Annotated in this window: 14 protein-coding genes and 1 pseudogene; 6 read left to right on the forward strand and 9 right to left on the reverse strand. The window is 68.3% G+C overall.

Annotation, left to right across the window (positions count from 1 at the left end; genetic code table 11):
• Nucleotides 1-5: 5 nt before the first annotated feature.
• Nucleotides 6-1,214, forward strand: a complete 1,209-nt coding sequence (locus tag WFL22_RS08060; protein WP_336992193.1) for a glycerate kinase — start codon at nt 6-8, stop codon at nt 1,212-1,214.
• A gap of 56 nt (nt 1,215-1,270) precedes the next feature.
• Here WFL22_RS08060 and WFL22_RS08065 read toward each other — a convergent pair whose 3' ends face one another.
• The 3 genes from WFL22_RS08065 to WFL22_RS08075 all read right to left on the reverse strand — a co-directional run bounded on the left by WFL22_RS08065 (nt 1,271) and on the right by WFL22_RS08075 (nt 3,373).
• A complete protein-coding gene (locus WFL22_RS08065) occupies nt 1,271-1,753 on the reverse strand; it encodes a GNAT family N-acetyltransferase (protein WP_336992195.1) in 483 nt (160 codons plus the stop codon).
• Entirely contained in the window at nt 1,750-2,040 is a 291-nt protein-coding gene (locus WFL22_RS08070; RefSeq protein WP_336652410.1) for a cupin domain-containing protein, read from the reverse strand. The genes WFL22_RS08065 and WFL22_RS08070 overlap by 4 nt, the downstream gene beginning before the upstream one ends.
• A gap of 106 nt (nt 2,041-2,146) precedes the next feature.
• Nucleotides 2,147-3,373: a PucR family transcriptional regulator gene (locus WFL22_RS08075; RefSeq protein ID WP_336652409.1), complete on the reverse strand. Its 1,227-nt coding sequence runs from the start codon at nt 3,371-3,373 to the stop codon at nt 2,147-2,149.
• 212 nt (nt 3,374-3,585) lie between these two features.
• Here WFL22_RS08075 and WFL22_RS08080 point away from each other — a divergent pair, with 212 nt between their 5' ends.
• From WFL22_RS08080 to WFL22_RS08095, 4 genes and pseudogenes are all read left to right on the forward strand, one after another.
• Nucleotides 3,586-5,625: a hydantoinase/oxoprolinase family protein gene (locus WFL22_RS08080; RefSeq protein ID WP_336992196.1), complete on the forward strand. Its 2,040-nt coding sequence runs from the start codon at nt 3,586-3,588 to the stop codon at nt 5,623-5,625.
• A pseudogene (locus WFL22_RS08085) lies at nt 5,625-7,614 on the forward strand (hydantoinase B/oxoprolinase family protein). Before WFL22_RS08080 ends, WFL22_RS08085 begins: the two are co-directional and overlap by 1 nt.
• An 89-nt stretch (nt 7,615-7,703) precedes the next feature.
• A complete protein-coding gene (locus WFL22_RS08090) occupies nt 7,704-9,098 on the forward strand; it encodes a purine-cytosine permease family protein (RefSeq protein WP_336992198.1) in 1,395 nt (464 codons plus the stop codon).
• Nucleotides 9,099-9,262: 164 nt separating this feature from the next.
• A complete protein-coding gene (locus WFL22_RS08095; RefSeq protein WP_336652405.1) occupies nt 9,263-9,835 on the forward strand; it encodes an HdeD family acid-resistance protein in 573 nt (190 codons plus the stop codon).
• 124 nt (nt 9,836-9,959) lie between these two features.
• Here the strand turns inward: WFL22_RS08095 and WFL22_RS08100 are convergent, their stop codons facing one another.
• Genes WFL22_RS08100 through WFL22_RS08115 form a run of 4 tightly spaced genes read right to left on the reverse strand, consistent with a single transcriptional unit; the run spans nt 9,960 to nt 12,669 of the window.
• Nucleotides 9,960-10,484, reverse strand: coding sequence for an SseB family protein (locus WFL22_RS08100; RefSeq protein WP_336992199.1), 525 nt, complete (start codon nt 10,482-10,484; stop codon nt 9,960-9,962).
• A gap of 41 nt (nt 10,485-10,525) precedes the next feature.
• A complete protein-coding gene (locus WFL22_RS08105; protein WP_336992201.1) occupies nt 10,526-11,140 on the reverse strand; it encodes an energy-coupling factor transporter transmembrane component T family protein in 615 nt (204 codons plus the stop codon).
• Nucleotides 11,137-11,988 carry an energy-coupling factor ABC transporter ATP-binding protein gene (locus WFL22_RS08110; protein WP_336992203.1) on the reverse strand — a complete coding sequence of 284 codons (852 nt, stop codon included), beginning with the start codon at nt 11,986-11,988 and terminating at the stop codon, nt 11,137-11,139. The genes WFL22_RS08105 and WFL22_RS08110 overlap by 4 nt, the downstream gene beginning before the upstream one ends.
• A gap of 39 nt (nt 11,989-12,027) precedes the next feature.
• The gene (locus WFL22_RS08115) at nt 12,028-12,669 is read right to left on the reverse strand and encodes a biotin transporter BioY (RefSeq protein ID WP_336992204.1); all 642 of its coding nucleotides are present in this window, start codon (nt 12,667-12,669) and stop codon (nt 12,028-12,030) included.
• A 158-nt stretch (nt 12,670-12,827) separates the two neighbouring features.
• Between WFL22_RS08115 and WFL22_RS08120 the strand changes: the two genes are divergently transcribed.
• Entirely contained in the window at nt 12,828-13,373 is a 546-nt protein-coding gene (locus tag WFL22_RS08120) for a TetR family transcriptional regulator (RefSeq protein WP_336652400.1), read from the forward strand.
• 24 nt (nt 13,374-13,397) lie between these two features.
• Here the strand turns inward: WFL22_RS08120 and nucS are convergent, their stop codons facing one another.
• Together nucS and WFL22_RS08130 are read right to left on the reverse strand one after the other, a co-directional pair.
• Complete coding sequence (nucS, locus tag WFL22_RS08125) at nt 13,398-14,090, reverse strand: endonuclease NucS (protein WP_336652399.1); 693 nt, start codon at nt 14,088-14,090, stop codon at nt 13,398-13,400.
• Between the two features lie 257 nt (nt 14,091-14,347).
• A complete protein-coding gene (locus WFL22_RS08130; RefSeq protein WP_336992205.1) occupies nt 14,348-15,685 on the reverse strand; it encodes an MFS transporter in 1,338 nt (445 codons plus the stop codon).
• Nucleotides 15,686-15,793: the final 108 nt, after the last annotated feature.

Genomic DNA, 15,793 nt, shown 5'->3' on the forward strand with positions numbered 1-15,793 from the left:
CCGCAATGCCCCGCGTACTGATCGCCTGCGACAAATTCAAAGGCTCGGCCACCGCACTGGAAGTGGCAGCGGCGCTGCGCCGCGGCATCATCGCCGAACAGCCCAACACCGATGTGGTGATGCTGCCAGTGGCAGACGGCGGTGACGGCACCGTTGATGCCGCGCTCGCCGCCGAGCACCCAGCTCTTGCGGCAGGATCCGCCCCCGCTTTCGAAGAACGCCGCTGCACCGTGACAGGCCCCTACGGCGAACCCCGCGAGGCACGCTTCGCCTTCGATGAGCGCGCCGGCGTCGCGGTGGTCGAGGCTGCGGAGGCCTGCGGTGTGCGCCTGGTCGACCATGCGGCGCTACGCTCGGGCGTGCTGGACGCTGCGACCGCCACAAGCGCGGGCGTGGGCGATTTGATCCTCGCCGCGCTCGACGCCGGGGCGCGCAGCGTCGTGCTCGGCCTGGGCGGCAGCGCCACCACCGATGCCGGGGCAGGCATGCTCGCAACCCTCGGCCTGCGCATGCTCGACGCGGCGGGCGAAGCTATCGGCCCCGGCGGTGCCGGTGCCGCGCTTGCGGTGCGGATCGACTCGGCAAGTCTCGATCCGCGCCTCGCACGCACGCGTATCCTCATCGCTTCAGACGTGGTGAACCCGCTCTGTGGTGATGACGGCGCGGCCGCCGTCTACGGCCCGCAGAAGGGGCTCCCGTCCGAGCGGGTCGCCGAGATCGATGCTGGCATCAGCCATTTCGGTGCCTTGATCGAGCGCAGCTGGGGTGCGGCGCCGGGGGAGTGGACCCGGCGGCCGGGCGCGGGCGCTGCAGGAGGCCTCGGCTTCGCCGCACTGGCGGTGCTGCGCGGAGAACTGCGGCCGGGCATCGACCTTGTGCTCGACCTGCTCGGCTTCGACGCCGCCGTTGCGGGTGCCGACCTGATCATCACCGGGGAGGGGAAATTCGACGCGCAAACCCTCAGCGGCAAGGCGCCGGCCGGGGTGTTGGCGCGGGCAGGCGGGAGGCCGGTCGTGGTGGTGTGCGGATCCAGCGAGCTGCAGCGCGCGCGGGCGATCGCGGCGGGCTTTCGTGAGGTTTACGAACTCACCGCGCTCGAGGCTGACCCCGAACGATGCATGCGCGATCCGCTGCCGCTCCTTGAGCAGACCGGCCGGCTCATCGTTGCTGCAGAGCTCACCCGTGCTGCAGAGCTCACCCGTGCTGCAGAGTGACCCGGTGGATCTGATCTGCAACGCGGGTGAGCTCCGCTTGCCGGGGTGCGCCGCGACTACTCGGCGGGCGCCAGATCGTAGGTGACCCAGGGGGTCTGCGTGGCGACTTTGTCGTACAGGCTGCGTGCCGTGGTGTTGTTCTCGTTGGTAATCCAGCGCACCACCGAGGCGCCCTCATCGCGCGCGATCTCGGCGAGGCGGGCGAGGATCGCGGATCCCGCGCCGGTGCCGCGCGCCTCAGCCGCGGTGAAGAGATCATCGAGATAGAAGCCTTGCTCGCCGATGACCGGCCGCGCGAAGCGACGGAAATGACCGATCCCGACCACCCGCCCGTCGATCTCCGCAACAAGCCCGCGGCTCTCGTGCGCGGGATCCATCAGCCACCCCCACACCGTCTCGATCACGGCCTGATCATGCGGCTTCTCGTAGAAGTCCCGATACCCGCGAAACAGCGCCGCCCAAGCCTCCCGGTCACCCGCCGCGACGGGCCGCACCACGAGCGATGCGGAGGCACCCGATCCGCCAGCCTGCCCGGTCACGACAGCTTCTCCACCTCGACGAAAACCACGTCAGCGCTGTCGCCGCGGTTCTCGATGCGGTGTTCAGCGCCGGAGGGGCGGGTGTAGCTGCGACCCGTTGCCAGCTCGGCCACGATCTCGCTGCCATCGGCATTCGTGACATGCATGGTGTCGGTCACGAGCGGCACCACCACATACTCGTGTTCATGCCGGTGCATCGGGATCGCCCCGCCCGGTGCAATGGTCCACTTCGTGACGCGGAAATGCTCGTTCTCGAGCTGTACTTCGCTGTGAGATCCGGTGCTCATGATCCTCCTCGATACACGACGGGCGCCCCAACTGGGCCCACCCACTCCAGCATAGGGAGGTTTCCGGGTGAGGACACTGCTGCGGGTAGCTCGTGACGAGACCCTCTCAAGGCGCGGATGGCCCGGCTGGCCGTCGCTCGCCCAGCTCGGCGCCGCGGCCGATGATCTCTGGGTACAGCGCCAGAATCAGGTTCGACAGTGCGAAGGGGGAAGTGAGTGGTTCGCCGATCGCCTCTTCAACGCGTCCGATGCGGTAGCGCACGGTGTTCGGGTGCAGGAAGAGCGCCTGCGCCGTGGCCGCAACGTTCTGCCCGGTGGCGAGATATGTCGTGAGGGTGTCCCGCAACACCTGCGAGTCGAGCGGTGCGAGTGTGCGATCGATCCGGTCACGCAACTGCCGGTGGTCGACGTGTGAAAGCAGCCAGGTCGACAGGTCGATGCGGTCGATCAGCACCGGCCCGAGCTCTTCCGGCACCTCGGCTGCCGCTGCCCATTGCCTGGCGATGCCGAGAGCGGTTTCGGCTTCGCGCACGCATTCGGGGAGGGTCGAGAGCGACGGCGTCGGTGCCGACGAGCCGACGAGAAACTGGCGCGCGACCGACGCGAGCCACTGCTCGCCTGAGGTCGAGGCCGGCACTAGTGCGGCGATCGTCGCAGGCGCGTCCATGTCGACGCGGCGCAGCATGACGAGCAGCGGCAGGTCGTCGGAACGGGCGCGCGAGACGAGCTGGGCGATGTGGGCCTCCGACGCAGACGGCGCGTCGAGCGGAGCGAGTTCAACGGCGCGCACACTCGCGTAGGTGGGGAAGCGGAACTGCGCGAGCCGGCTCCAGAACCGGTGCTCGCGGGCCGGCACGATCCCGTCGTGCAGCGCTGCGATGAGCTGCTCGTTGTCGCGGCGGTCGCGCTGCGTCGCACCGTACTGGATGCCGTGCACGGCACCCAGCAGCCGTTCCGAGGTGTCGAGCAGCAGCTCGCCGATCTGTTCGAGCCGTTCGGGACCGCGGCTCGCGATCGCGATGACGTGCACGCCATCGCGCAGGGCGACCCGTCGGGTGCGCACGTGCCAGCGGCCGATCTCGAGAGCGAGTTCGCGCTGGTTGGTGGCGGCGACCTCGTTCCAGATGAGCTGCACGGGCGCTTCGCCCGTGCTCGCGACCACGGCGCCCTCGAAGTCGTAGATGATCGCGGTGCCGTGGCAGATGGTACTTGCGCGTGACGCGAGGGAGCGCACGGGGTCGGTTGACGACACTGCCGCGAGCATCGCGTGGGTGATATCGAGCGTGGTGCGGAGGCGGTCGATCTCGGAGGCGGTGTCTGGGGTGTCGAGCATGGAACCGTCCTCTCTGCGGCAGCGCATGTCCGGGTTCGAAGCTATCCTGCGTGCGAATTGTGCGAAGCGGAGGTTTGCCGAGCGCCAGACCCGCTATTTTTGTGAATTTTACAATGGGAGCGCCGCAAACCTTCGTATTCTCTAGTGACCCCGGGCGTGACGGGCACGAAGGTTGATGCATCCGGAAGTCAACGATGAATCCAGGAGGACCCATGAGCAGTATTCGCGTCGCAGTAGACGTCGGCGGCACATTCACCGACGTCTGCATCTTCGATGACGCCACCCAGCAGATGCGGGTGACCAAAGTGCCATCGACGCCGGCCGACCCCATGATCGCGGTCATGAACGGGGTGGATCGAGGCGAGATCGACCTGAACGAGGTCGCCCTCTTCTCCCACGGCACCACCGTCGCCACGAACGCTCTCATCACCCGCAACTTCCCGGCCGCGGCGCTCGTCACCACCCGCGGCTTCCGCGACGTGCTCGAGATTCGCGACGGAACCAAGGATGATCTCTGGGACGCATACAACGATGTCTCAGAGCCCTACATCCGTCGCCGCGACCGCTTCGAGGTCAGCGAGCGGATCGACTACAACGGCCACACCATCACGCCGCTCGACGAGACCGAAGCCCGACAGCTGGCCGAGCTGCTGCGTCGCCGCGGAGTGAAGACCATCGCGGTCTGCTTCCTCAACTCCTACGCCAACGCCGCCCACGAGACCCGCATGCGCGAGATCCTCGAAGAGGTCATTCCCGACGCCACCGTTTCCACCTCTGCCGAGGTGCTGCCCGAGATCTTCGAGTACCCGCGCTTCAACACCGCCGTCGCCAACGCCGTGCTCGCGCCGCTGGTGTCCGGCTACGTCAACCGGCTCGCGGATCGGCTCCGCGAAGGCGGCTACCGCGGCGACCTGCTGCTGCTCCACTCCGGCGGCGGCTCGATGACCCCCCGTCTCGTCGAGAAGTTCCCCGTGCGGCTCGCCGCCTCGGGCATCGCCGCCGGCGCGATCTCGGCAAAGCACATCGCCCAGCAGTGCGGCTACGACAACGCCGTCAGCCTCGACATGGGCGGCACCTCCACCGACATCGCCCTCGTCGCCGACGGCGAGCTGCGGGTCTCACAGGAGTGGCAGGTCGAATACGGCCACCCCATCATCTTCCCCTCCATCGAAGTGCTCACCATCGGGGCCGGAGGCGGATCCCTCGCCCACATCGACATCGCGGGCTCACTGCGCAACGGCCCCCAGTCGGCCGGCGCTGATCCCGGTCCCGCTTGCTACAACACCGGCGGCGACCAGCCCACCAACACCGATGCCAACGTGGTGCTCGGCCGCCTCGGCACCTCGCTCGCCGGCGGCGTAAAGCAGCTCGACCGCTCGCTCTCCGAGGAAGCGATCCGGCGCGTCATCGCCGAGCCCCTGGGCATGGGCCTCGAAGAAGCGGCTCAGGCGATCGTCTCCGTCGCAAACGCCAACATGGCCGACGCCGTGCGCCTGGTCTCGATCCGCCGCGGCTATGACCCTCGCGACTTCGCCCTACTGGCCTTCGGCGGCGCAGGTGCCCTCCACGGCGCCGACGTCGCACGCGAACTCGGCATCCCCACCGTCGTCGTACCGCCCAACCCCGGCGTTACCTCCGCCATGGGATGTCTCCTCGTCGACATCCAGCACGACTTCGCACAGATGTACACGGGCCTCGCTTCCGGCGCCGACGAAGAAGGCATCGAGCAGGCCTTCATCACCCTCGAGACCGAGGCCAGCGCCCGCCTGCGCCACGAAGGCGTCGCCGAGGAGAACGCGATCCTGCAGCGCAAGATCTCCATGCGCTACCAAGGCCAGTGGCGCTCGCTGCAGGTGCCCATGGGCACCGGCCCGGGCGCGCTCGAGCAGGCAGTGCGCACCTTCCACGAGCAGTACGAGCGCGAGTTCGCATTCCGTCAAGACGACGCCCCTGTTGAGGTCTACCAGCTGCATCTCGGCGCCGTCGGCAAGATCCCGAAGCCCTCGTTCCGCCCCGCCGACCCCGTCCCTCAGGCTCCCGGCGAGCCCGCTGAGCGCCGCCCGGTCTACTTCGGGGTCACCGGCTGGCTCGACACTCCTGTCTACGATCGCGACGCGCTCGCCGCAGGCACCGCGTTCCAGGGGCCGGCGATCATCAACCAGCTCGACTCGACCACGGTCGTGCCCCCGTACACTCGCGCCGAGATCGACGAGTGGCTCAACATCCGCATCCACCTCGAGGAGATCCACTGATGAGCGACACCACTACTCTCAGCCCCGTTGCGGCCCGCCAGACCGCGCTCGACCCCGTCACCTTCGAGGTGCTGAAGAACGCCTTCGCCACCAGCGTCGACCTCATGAGCGAGCAGATCCTGCGCACCTGCTACTCCTTCGTCATCTACTCCCGCGACTTCTCGTCGGCGCTGTGTGACGCGCACGGCAACACGGTGATGCAGGGCTCAGGCGATATCGCGGTGCACGTGGGCACCCTGCACTTCCAGGCGAAGGCGGTGATCGAGCAGTTCGGCGAAGACATCCACCCAGGCGACGTGTTTGCGATCAACGACCCGTACCGCGGCGGCACGCACTTCAACGATGTCTCCTTCGTGCGCCCCATCTTCTCAGAGGGCCGCATCATCGCCTTCGCCCAGAACAAGGGCCACTGGGCCGACATCGGCGGCAAGGTGCCCGGCTCCTTCGATGTCTCGGCCTCCGAGCACTTCGGCGAGGGTCTGCGCATTACGCCCATCCGCGTCTGGTCGAAGGGGGTGTTCCTGCACGACGTCGCCCAGCTGCTCGTCGCGAACACCAGCGCCCGAGCAGGCGCTCGGCGACCTGCACGCGCAGTCCGAGGCCACCGCTGTCTGCGAGCGAGAGGTGCTGCGCCTCGTCGACCGCTACGGCACCGAAACCGTTGAGCTCGCGATGCAGGAGACGCAGGACTACGTCGAGCGCACCGTGCGCCGCCGCCTCGCCGACCTGCCCCGGGGCACCTGGGAGACCGTCGACTACCTCGACCTTGACCCCGGCAAGCCCGAGGGTCTCGTGCCGATCAAGATCACCATGACGCTCGACGGCGAGGGGATCCACTACAACCTCGAGGGCAGTGCCGACGTGGTCGACACCTTCCTCAACTCGGGCTACGGCACCACGTTCTCGGCGATCTACGCGGGCACCAAGACCTTCTTCCCCGACGTGCCGCTCAACTCCGGCTTCTACGCTGCGGTGACCGCCGACATCGGCCCTGAGGGAACCGTGGTGAATGCCGGTTGGCCCTACGCGGTGACGGGTTTCTGCTCGGGCCCCTACGAGAAGCTCATGAACGGCATCTTTGAGATCTGGTCGCAGCTCATGCCCGAGCGGGCGATGGCCTGCGCCTTCAATCTCGAGTACCTGCTCGTGGGCGGCCGCGATGCTCGCAGCGAGTCGAAGCCGTACTTCATGTGGTACGACTGGATGGCCGGCGGCTGGGGTGGCCGCTCTTCCAAGGACGGCTCCAGTGCCACCGCTCCCGTGTTCGGGGTGGGCCTCGCGGTGCAGGCGTGCGAGGGGCAGGAGCGGCTGACGCCGGTGCTCACCACGATGCACCGGATCGGCACCGACTCTGGCGGGCCCGGCCGCTTCCGCGGCGGCTGCGGTGTCGAGAAGGGTGGTACCCTCACCGATGCCGATGCCTCGGTGATGAGTTACTGCTGCGACCGCGCCCGATCCATTACGTGGGGCATCGAGGGCGGCCTGCCCTCGATCCCGCACGGCGTATGGCTCAACCGCGACACCGAGAACGAGCGCTTCCTCGGCTCCATCTTCTCGTCGGTACCGGTGCAGCCCGGTGACACCTTCTATCGTCCCTCCGCCGGTGGCGGCGGCTTCGGAGACCCCCTCGACCGCACCCCCGAAGAAGTGCTCGAAGACGTGATCGACGACTGCGTCTCCGTCGAGCGCGCGGCCGAAGACTACGGTGTGATCATCGTGCCGATCGACCCCGAACTCGACCGCTACGAGATCGACCGCGAGGCCACGCTGGCCAAGCGCGCCTGGATCCGCGAGCACCGCGCTTCCTGGCTCGAGGCCGATCCCCACGAGGTGGCAGAGCAGTACCGCGCGGGGCACCTCGACCTGCTCGACGTGATCCGCCGCCACGGCGTGATCCTCGACTGGGGCACCGGCGAGCTCTTCGAGGAGACGACTAAGCAGCACCGCGCGCAGATGAGCCGCCGCTCGCTCGACCACTGGAGCCGATAACCGGCACCAGTCCTTTCGGCGCACCGGCCCCCGGCAACGTAGCCGGGGGCCATCGCGCCCTGCCCGAAATACCAATGGAGGTATCAGCAGTGTCCATCAATCTCACCGGCAGCAACGAAGATGTTGAAGCCACCGACGCCCTCGCTCGCGAGGGCAGCGACGAAGACCAGATGAGCCGTGGCTCCCTCGCGATGGCCTGGTACGGCGTTGCGAGCGCATTCTTCTTCGTCTATATCGGCGCGGCCATGGCGATCGCCTACGGCACCGTCAACGCCCTCATCGGCATCGCCCTCTCTGTCATCGTCTACGGCGCAATCAACGCCGTGCTCTCCCGCTACGCCATCAACAACCGCACCACGGTGGCCGCGTTCTCACGCACCATCCTCGGCAACGCCGGATCCGCTATCGCGATGATCATTTTCGCGCTCATCGCGATCTACTACGCCGTCTTCGAAGGTTCACTCGTCGCCTACGCGTTCATGGCGGCCTTCGGGGGCGAGATGTGGTTCTGGAGTCTCGTCGTGGTGGTTGGCACGACGCCGCTCATCATCGGTGGTGTTCGCCGCTTCCTCGACAAGATCAACGGCATCCTGTTGCCGATCTACTTCTTCGGCCTCATCGCAGCGGTCGTGTGGGCGACCGTGCAGTACGGCTACAACCCGGCCTGGCTGACGCACACCCCCGAGGTGTCGCTGCCCTTCGTTGCGGGCGGACCGGGTTGGCTGGCAACGTTCTCTGGCTACATGGGGGTGTGGATCCTCATGATGTACACGATGGATTACGCCGCACTCGGGAAGCGTAAGGACACCCGCTTCCATCAGGTGTTCACCTTCGGGCCGTTCTTCTATCTCGTGGCTTTCGCGTTCTCCGCGGTGGTCGGCATCATCCTCACATTCACGATTCCCGGCACCGAGGCCTCGGAGACGGGCATCGTGGGTGGCATCGTGCAGCTGATGGGATTCCTCGGGATCATCGTGGTTATCGCCACGCAGACGCGCATCAACACCGCGAACTACTATCTCGGCGCTGCGAATCTGCGCGCGTTCGGGGAGAAGGTCTTCCGGCTGCGCATGCCGAATCTCGCCTGGGTGCTCCTCTCCTCGCTCATCATCTACCTGCTCATGCTGCTACCGGTCGTGCAGTACATCCTCATCGCACTCGCCTGGCAGGGCGTGCTCGTCACGGCGTGGGTGGCGATCGCGCTCACCCATGTGCTGATGGGGCGCGGCAAGGGGCAGGAGCACGCCGGCATCCGTGACGAGCGCTACCGGGCGTTCAACACGAACGGCCTGATTGCGTGGGTGGTCGCGACGGTCATCGGTATCGGCATGCTGCAGCTCGGCACGATGAACCCTGAGCTCGCGGGCATCGGGTCGAGTTGGGGGCCGATTCTCACCGCCGTATCGGCCGCGCTCGTCTACGCGCTGCTCTGGAAGACGAATCCGACAAGCCGCACCGGGCTCATCCCCGTCGTCGGCGCGTGAGAGGAGGGGCGGATCGGCGATGGGCCGATCCGCCACTCTTGCTGCCCGCGAACCGCGGCGCAGACGCCGCCGCAGCATAGCCGGGAGTAGTGCCGTGACCGCTGATGCGCCATGATGAGGGTATGCGCCGCGTCTGCGGACGCTTTCTCAGCGAAGGAGTTCTCATGACCTCACCCGAAACGAATCTGCTGCAGCGCGCGGGAGACGGGGTGCGCACCGCGTTTGGCGTGGGCGGTCTCATCGCAATCGTGCTCGGCCTGCTCATCATGTTCTTCCCCGGCAAGACGGGCGCGGTCGCCATGCAGATCATCGCCGCCGTCATGGCCGCTTACGCGCTTGTCGTGGGCGTTGTCTACATCGGTTCGGCGATCTTCAGCCGCACGCTCGGTGGCTGGGCTCGCACCGGTCACATTCTGCTCGGTGTGTTGTACGTGATCGGCGGCGTCGTGATGATGGCGAACCTCGGCGCCACCGCCGCGGTGCTCGCGATCTTCTTGTCGGTGACCATCGGTGTGCTGTGGCTCTTCGAGGGCGTGATGGCGTTCACCGTTGTGAAGCAGAGCGGCAATAAGACCTGGACCGTCATCTACGGCATCATCAGCGTCATCGCCGGCCTTGCGCTCATGTTGTCGCCGCTGGTCGGGGCAGTCACCCTGTGGCTGCTGCTCGGCATTTCGATGGTCGTGATGGGTGTCGTGCAGGTGGTGCGCGCCTTCAAGATCGGCTCTGCGGAGTAGCACCCGGGCGGCGGTTGCCGCTGAAGAGTGAAGCCCGGGGCGCGTTGCGCTCCGGGCTTCAGTCGTTGCTGGGGCTGTTGGCTGCGATGGCGGATCCGCCGCTGCTGCGGTGGCCCGGTCCGGTTCAGCGCATCTGCTCGAGCTGATCCGCGGTGACGAGGTCTGGCTCGAGCGCGAGTGAGAGGTACTTGCGCAGCACCACGAGCGAGGCGCCGGCCTTGTCGAACTCGGCCGCGACGAAACGGTCGGTGCGGATCAGCGCGATCGCCTCGTGCGCGGGCATGATGGCGCCCTTGACCTCGGCGCGGCGCTCGGCGGGGGCGACGGCGCGCAGCTCTGCCATCGAGGTGAAGAGCGGCAGCACGAGCTGGCCCTTCGTGGAGCGGATCGTGCGCACCCGCGGCCCCTTCTTTTTCGACGAGGTGCCGGTTACATCGGCCACCAAGTAGCCGTCGCGTAGTGCGTTGAGGAAGGCGGCAAGCCGCGCGTAGTCGGGCTGCTGCTGCAGTTCGCGCAGCGCCTCGCGCACCGAGTCGTTCGCGTAGTCGGGGTGCACCTCGTCCGGGATCAGCGCCTCGTGTGCTGCGGTCTCGTGTGCCGCGGCGTCGTTCGCGGCGTCGGATTCGGGGAGCTGCGGGTTCTCGGCCATGCCCTCCAGCCTAGAGCGTGCGGCCCGCGCTTTCGTGACCCTCACTCCTCGCCGACGCCGCGCGCCGCAAGAGCCTCGCCGGTGCGCTGCGCGTGCGCGACCGTGCGCAGCACGAGCGGCATGAGGCGGGCGCGCGGATCCCGTTCGAGCCCGCGGGCCCGCGCCGCGGCCTGGGTTTCGCGGGCAACGCCCAGGATGGTGGGGATCGCCCGGATCACGAGCGAGAACGCCAGGGCGAAGCGCTCGGGTTTCACCCCGAAGCGGCGCAGCGGGCCGAGTGCCCAGGTGATCGTGTCGAGCATGTCGTCGACTGCGGTGCTCGCGGTCACGGCGCTCGCTGCGAGGATCATCGCGAAGAGGTCCCCGACCACTTCGGCACCGCGCTCCCAGCCGTGCTGCCACGCCTGGAAGGCGAAGAGCGGGATCGCGACCAGCGCGAAGCCGCGTGCGACCCGCCAGAAGTCGTGCCCGCGCAGGCCCGCGAGCACGGCGAGGGCGACCGCGATCCCGAGCCACAGCGCGGTGAGCGGTACGCCGGTCGTCGATACCACCGTGATCGCGAACGCGAAGAGCCCGAGTAGCTTCGCGCCGGGCCGCAGGCGGTGGAGCGGCCCCGAGCCCGGCAGATAGGCCCCGAGCGGTGAGGGGATACTCACGGTCGTTCCTCGGCGGGGCTGTTGGGGGCAGATCCGGCGGTGTCCGCGCTCGGTGCAGACGGGGCCCCGCTCAACTCCCGGTAGTGGGCGATCGCGGCGGCGGGCTTCCCGTCGAACACCACGCGTGCCGCTTCGACGACCAGCGTGCGGTCGGCGCGCGCGGCGAGTTCGAGGTCGTGGGTGACGACGACGAGCTGCTGCGGCAGCGCCATGAGCAGATCGCCGATCATGCGGGCGTTGCGCAGGTCGAGCAGAGTGGTGGGTTCGTCTGCGACGAGGATCGCAGGGTCGGTCGCGAGTACCGAGGCGATCGCGAGCAGCTGCTTCTGCCCGCCCGAGAGGGTGTGCACGCTACGGTCGACGAGATCCGCGAGGCCGAAGCGGTCGAGCACGGCGAGCGCGGCGTCGCGGCGGGCGCGCTTGTCGCGGTGCGCGCGGCGCAGTGAGAGCATGACGTCTTCGACCGCGGTCGGCATGATGAGCTGCGCGGCGGGGTCGGTGAACACGAAGCCGACGCTGCGGCGCACGGCGGCCCCGTCGCGGCGGGTGTCGAGGGGGCGCGGATCGCGTGCGCCTGCCGGGGATCCGCCCGATCCGCCACCCATCGCTGATGCGCTCGCTGCCGCCTCTGCTCCTGCACCCTCCGTCTCCTGCGCGGTGATGGTGACGCTGCCGGAGCTCGGCTCGACCAGGCCGTTGAGCAGGCGTGCGAGGGTCGACTTGCCCGATCCGTTGGCGCCGATGATCGAGACCCGCCGCTCGCTGAGGGCGAGCGAGGTGGGGTGCAGAATCGTCGTCTCGCCGTCGTGCGTGGTGGCGACGACGCGCGCGTCTCGCAGTTCGATCACTCGGAGATCCTACGGGGTGTGGGCGGGTGGGTGACGGGTTCAGCTGCGGCGACGCGCGGGCAGCAGGGAGGGGAAGGCGCGGTGCACGGCCGTCGCCACGACCGCCATCAGCAGGTTCTTAATGATGTCGCCGGGCCAGAAGGCGAGGTCGGCGAGGAAAGCCTGACCGAGGGTGAGGTCGGCCCGCCAGGCCATGCCGAGAATGCCGAGCGGGTGCACGAACACGAAGCTCGACACGATGCCGGCAACGAAGATGAGGGGGATGCTGGTGGCGATGCGGCGGCGGGGCAGGCGTTCGACGATGAAGCCGGCGAGCAGCGCGGCGAACGGGAAGGCGACGAGGTAGCCGACGGAGGGGCCGAAGAAGGGGGCGAGGCCTGCGGATCCGCCGGAGAAGACGGGCAGGCCAGCGGCGCCGACTGCGAGGTAGAGCAGCACGGCGAGGAAGCCGCGGCGCGCGCCTAGGACGGTGCCGGCGAGGATCACCGCGAAGGTTTGCAGGGTGATAGGCACGGCACCGCCCACGCTGATGGCGGGAAGCAGTGCGCAGACCGCGATGAGTGCGGCGAAGGTGGCGATAAGCGCGATGTCGGTGGCGACGTTGCGCTTCGGCGCGGGGGTCTCGGCGCTGGTTGCGCTGGTCTCTGCTGCGCTGGCGGTGCCGGTTTCTGGTGCTGACACGCTGACTCCTGGGTGGTTGGGCTCCGGGAGGGAGCTGGGGATCTTGAATTTCTGGGGCGGATCCGGGGCGGATCTCGGGGGCGTGCTCGGATGCGATCCGAGCGCTACCTGAACACTGTTCTGGTGAACGGTGTTCAGGTTAGCGGTAGGATGGTCGAATGCGCAACAGCCTCGCCGACGTGGTCGCCGCCGGGCTGCGCGTGCTCGACGCGCACGGGCTCGAGCACTGCTCGATGCGCCGCGTCGCCGCCGAGCTGGGCGTGCAGCCGAGCGCGCTCTACCACCACGTCTCCGACAAACAGACGCTGCTCGCGCTCATGGCCGATGAGATCGTGGGGCCGGCGACGGCGCTCGGGGCGGCCGCCGGTGATCCGCGATCCTGCTGCATCGCCCTGCGCGAGGCGATGCTCGCCGTGCGCGACGGCGCCGACGTCGTGGCGACGGCCGCGGCATTCCGGCTCGGTGCGTCGGAAGCGGAACGGCGCCTCGCCGGGCTCGTTGGTGCCGACGGCGCGCGCACGCTGCTGCTTTACACCTTCGGCCACGCCCAATCGACGCAGACCCACAGGCAGGCTGAAGCGCTCGGCGCCCTCATCGATCCCGCTGCCCTGCCGCGAGGCGGAGCAACCGACCCCGCCGCGTCAACCGACCTCGAGGCCTCTTTCGAACGCGGCCTCGACATCATCCTCCGCGGGCTCGGCTGACCCGCAAAGGGCCACGGGAGAGCCTCAGAACAGCGTGTTCTGATCCTCCATGCCGCGCATCGCGTCGTAGTCGAGCACGAGACAGCGGATGCCACGATCCTCGGCGAGGGTGCGCGCCTGCGGTTTGATCTCCTGCGCCGCGAAGATGCCCTGCACCGGCGCGAGCTTCGGGTCGCGGTTCATGAGTTCGAGGTAACGGGTGAGCTGTTCGACGCCGTCGATGCCGCCGCGGCGCTTGATCTCGATCGCCACCGATGCGCCCTCGGCGTCGCGGGCGAGAATATCGACCGGGCCGATCGCCGTCATGTACTCTCGGCGCACGAGGGTGTGCCCTTCGCCCACGAGCTCGATCTGGTCGGCGAGCAGCTCTTGCAGGTGCGCCTCGACGCCGTCCTTGATGAGACCGGGATCGACCCCCAAGTCGTGCGAGGAGTCGTGGAACACCTCGAACACCGACACGATGAGCTTGTCGGCGGTCTTCTTGTGGGTAACCTGCCAAGCCTCGACGATGCCGGCGGCCTGCTGATCCTCGTCGAGTTCGACGGTGGTGAGCGAGCAGGGCGGGCTCATCCAGTTGAGCGGCTTGTAGGAGCCGCCATCGCTGTGCACCAGGATCGAACCGTCGTTCTTGAGCATGAGCACGCGCTTGGCTCGGGGCAGGTGAGCCGAGAGACGGCCTGCATAGTCGACCGAGCAGTCTGCAACAACGATTCGCACCCGCGGTAGTTTACCCGCTCGCGCGCTGCGCCGGCTGCGCTGAAGAGGCTCCCCATGTTGCTCTCCCCCTCCTGCGCCCACTCTGCCCACTCCAACAGGGCGTCGAGAAGCGGATTTCGCAGCTCCGCGGCAGCTTTCCCATGCGAAATCCGCCTCTCGGCGGGGAAGGGGGAGTGGGGAAGGGGAAGGGGAGGGGGAGGGGGAGCCAGGCAGGGGGGCGAGGGGCAGGGTGGGAGAATGAGGGGCCGCGCGGCGGATCAGCGCCGCGATCGAGCGGCCGACGCCGCGAACAGCACGTAGGCGGCGAAGGGCAACAGTGCCCAGAACGCCGTGAGTAGCCCGATGTGCTCGCCCAGGAATCCGAACGCCATCGGCCCCACAAGCATTGAACCGTAGCCGAGCGCCGACACCGCGGCGACATCGCGGGCGGCGGTGTCGGTGCGATCCGCCGCCGCTGAAATCGCGATCGGCCAGCCGAGGCTCGTGCCCACGCCCCAGGCGAGCACCCCGGCCACCGCGCCCGCCGTGCCGGGCAGCAGAATCGTCATCATCACGCCAGTCGCTGCGATCACCGCAGATGCTCGCATCACGGGCACCCGGCCGAAACGCATGATGAGCCACGAACCGGCGATCCGCACCGCCATCACCGCGACGAAAAACACGCTGAGCATCACCGATCCCAGCTGATTGCTGAGGCCGCGACCGTCGACCAGCGCGAGCGGCAGCCAGTCGCTCGCGGTGCCCTCGAAGAGGCCGAACGAGAGCGTGAGCAGGCCGATGCAGAGAATACGCGGGTCGCGCCAGGGGCTGTAGGGGCGGGCGGATCCGAGCGCCTGCGACGCCTCACTGTTCGGGCCGCTGTCGCGGTCGGGGCGCTGCACAGGAATCGACCCCGTCACCGTGGTGAAGGCGGGCTGCTCGCCCGCTGCTGAGTCGATCACAGGGATCGGGCCTGTGGCGGGGTCGTGGCCCGTGCTCGCCAGCTCGGCGGCACTGCGTGCCGCGTGCTCGTCCCGCGGCAGATTGCGCAGCAGAGCGAACAGTACGACCGCGCTCACGAGCATGACCGCGGCGAAGTGCACAGGCACGGGCACGCGGAGCGCTTCGGCGAGACCGCCGAGGCCCGTCGCCGCAACGGCGCCGAGGCTGTAACCCGCGTGCATGAGCGGCATGCGGGGCCGCCCGAACGCCGCCTCCGCGTTCGCGCCGCTCACGTTCATCGCGACGTCGCAGATACTGAACGCGAAGCCGTAGGCGAAGAGCACGGCCAGGCCAGGCGGGATCGCGCCGTACAGAATGATGGCCGCCGCGCTCGGCAAGGTGATCGCCATCGCGACAGTGCCGACGAAGATCGTGCGGCGTGGGCCGAAGCGGTGCACGATACGGCCCGAAATGATGAGCCCCGACAGGCTGCCCACCGCGAGGCACAGGCCGTAGACGCTCATCTCGCTCGCTGTGGCGCCGAGGTGATCCCGCACCGCAGGCAGGCGGCTCAGCCAGGTGCCGAAGCTCATGCCCAGCAGCAGGAAGATGACGGGTACGGTGCGCACCCAGCGCACGACTCTGCTTCGTTCACTTGCTGCCCGCTCTGCCACGGATCGAGTCTAGAGCGTGGCACGAACGCCCCGGCTTGCTTCGCCCTGCTCATCCCTGCGCAGGCCGCGCGCTCACCTGCTGCGGGCGCGAGCGGAAGTACAGTACTG

The organism is Leucobacter sp. VD1, from assembly GCF_037150695.1.
Taxonomy (GTDB): domain Bacteria; phylum Actinomycetota; class Actinomycetes; order Actinomycetales; family Microbacteriaceae; genus Leucobacter.

Bases quoted from the DNA above. Each gene is read 5' to 3' on its own strand.
- WFL22_RS08060 (WP_336992193.1), top strand. From the start codon at position 6: ATGCCCCGCGTACTGATCGCCTGCGACAAATTCAAAGGCTCGGCCACC.
- WFL22_RS08070 (WP_336652410.1), bottom strand. From the start codon at position 2,040: ATGAGCACCGGATCTCACAGCGAAGTACAGCTCGAGAACGAGCATTTC.
- WFL22_RS08075 (WP_336652409.1), bottom strand. From the start codon at position 3,373: ATGCTCGACACCCCAGACACCGCCTCCGAGATCGACCGCCTCCGCACC.
- WFL22_RS08080 (WP_336992196.1), top strand. From the start codon at position 3,586: ATGAGCAGTATTCGCGTCGCAGTAGACGTCGGCGGCACATTCACCGAC.
- WFL22_RS08095 (WP_336652405.1), top strand. From the start codon at position 9,263: ATGACCTCACCCGAAACGAATCTGCTGCAGCGCGCGGGAGACGGGGTG.
- WFL22_RS08100 (WP_336992199.1), bottom strand. From the start codon at position 10,484: ATGGCCGAGAACCCGCAGCTCCCCGAATCCGACGCCGCGAACGACGCC.
- WFL22_RS08120 (WP_336652400.1), top strand. From the start codon at position 12,828: ATGCGCAACAGCCTCGCCGACGTGGTCGCCGCCGGGCTGCGCGTGCTC.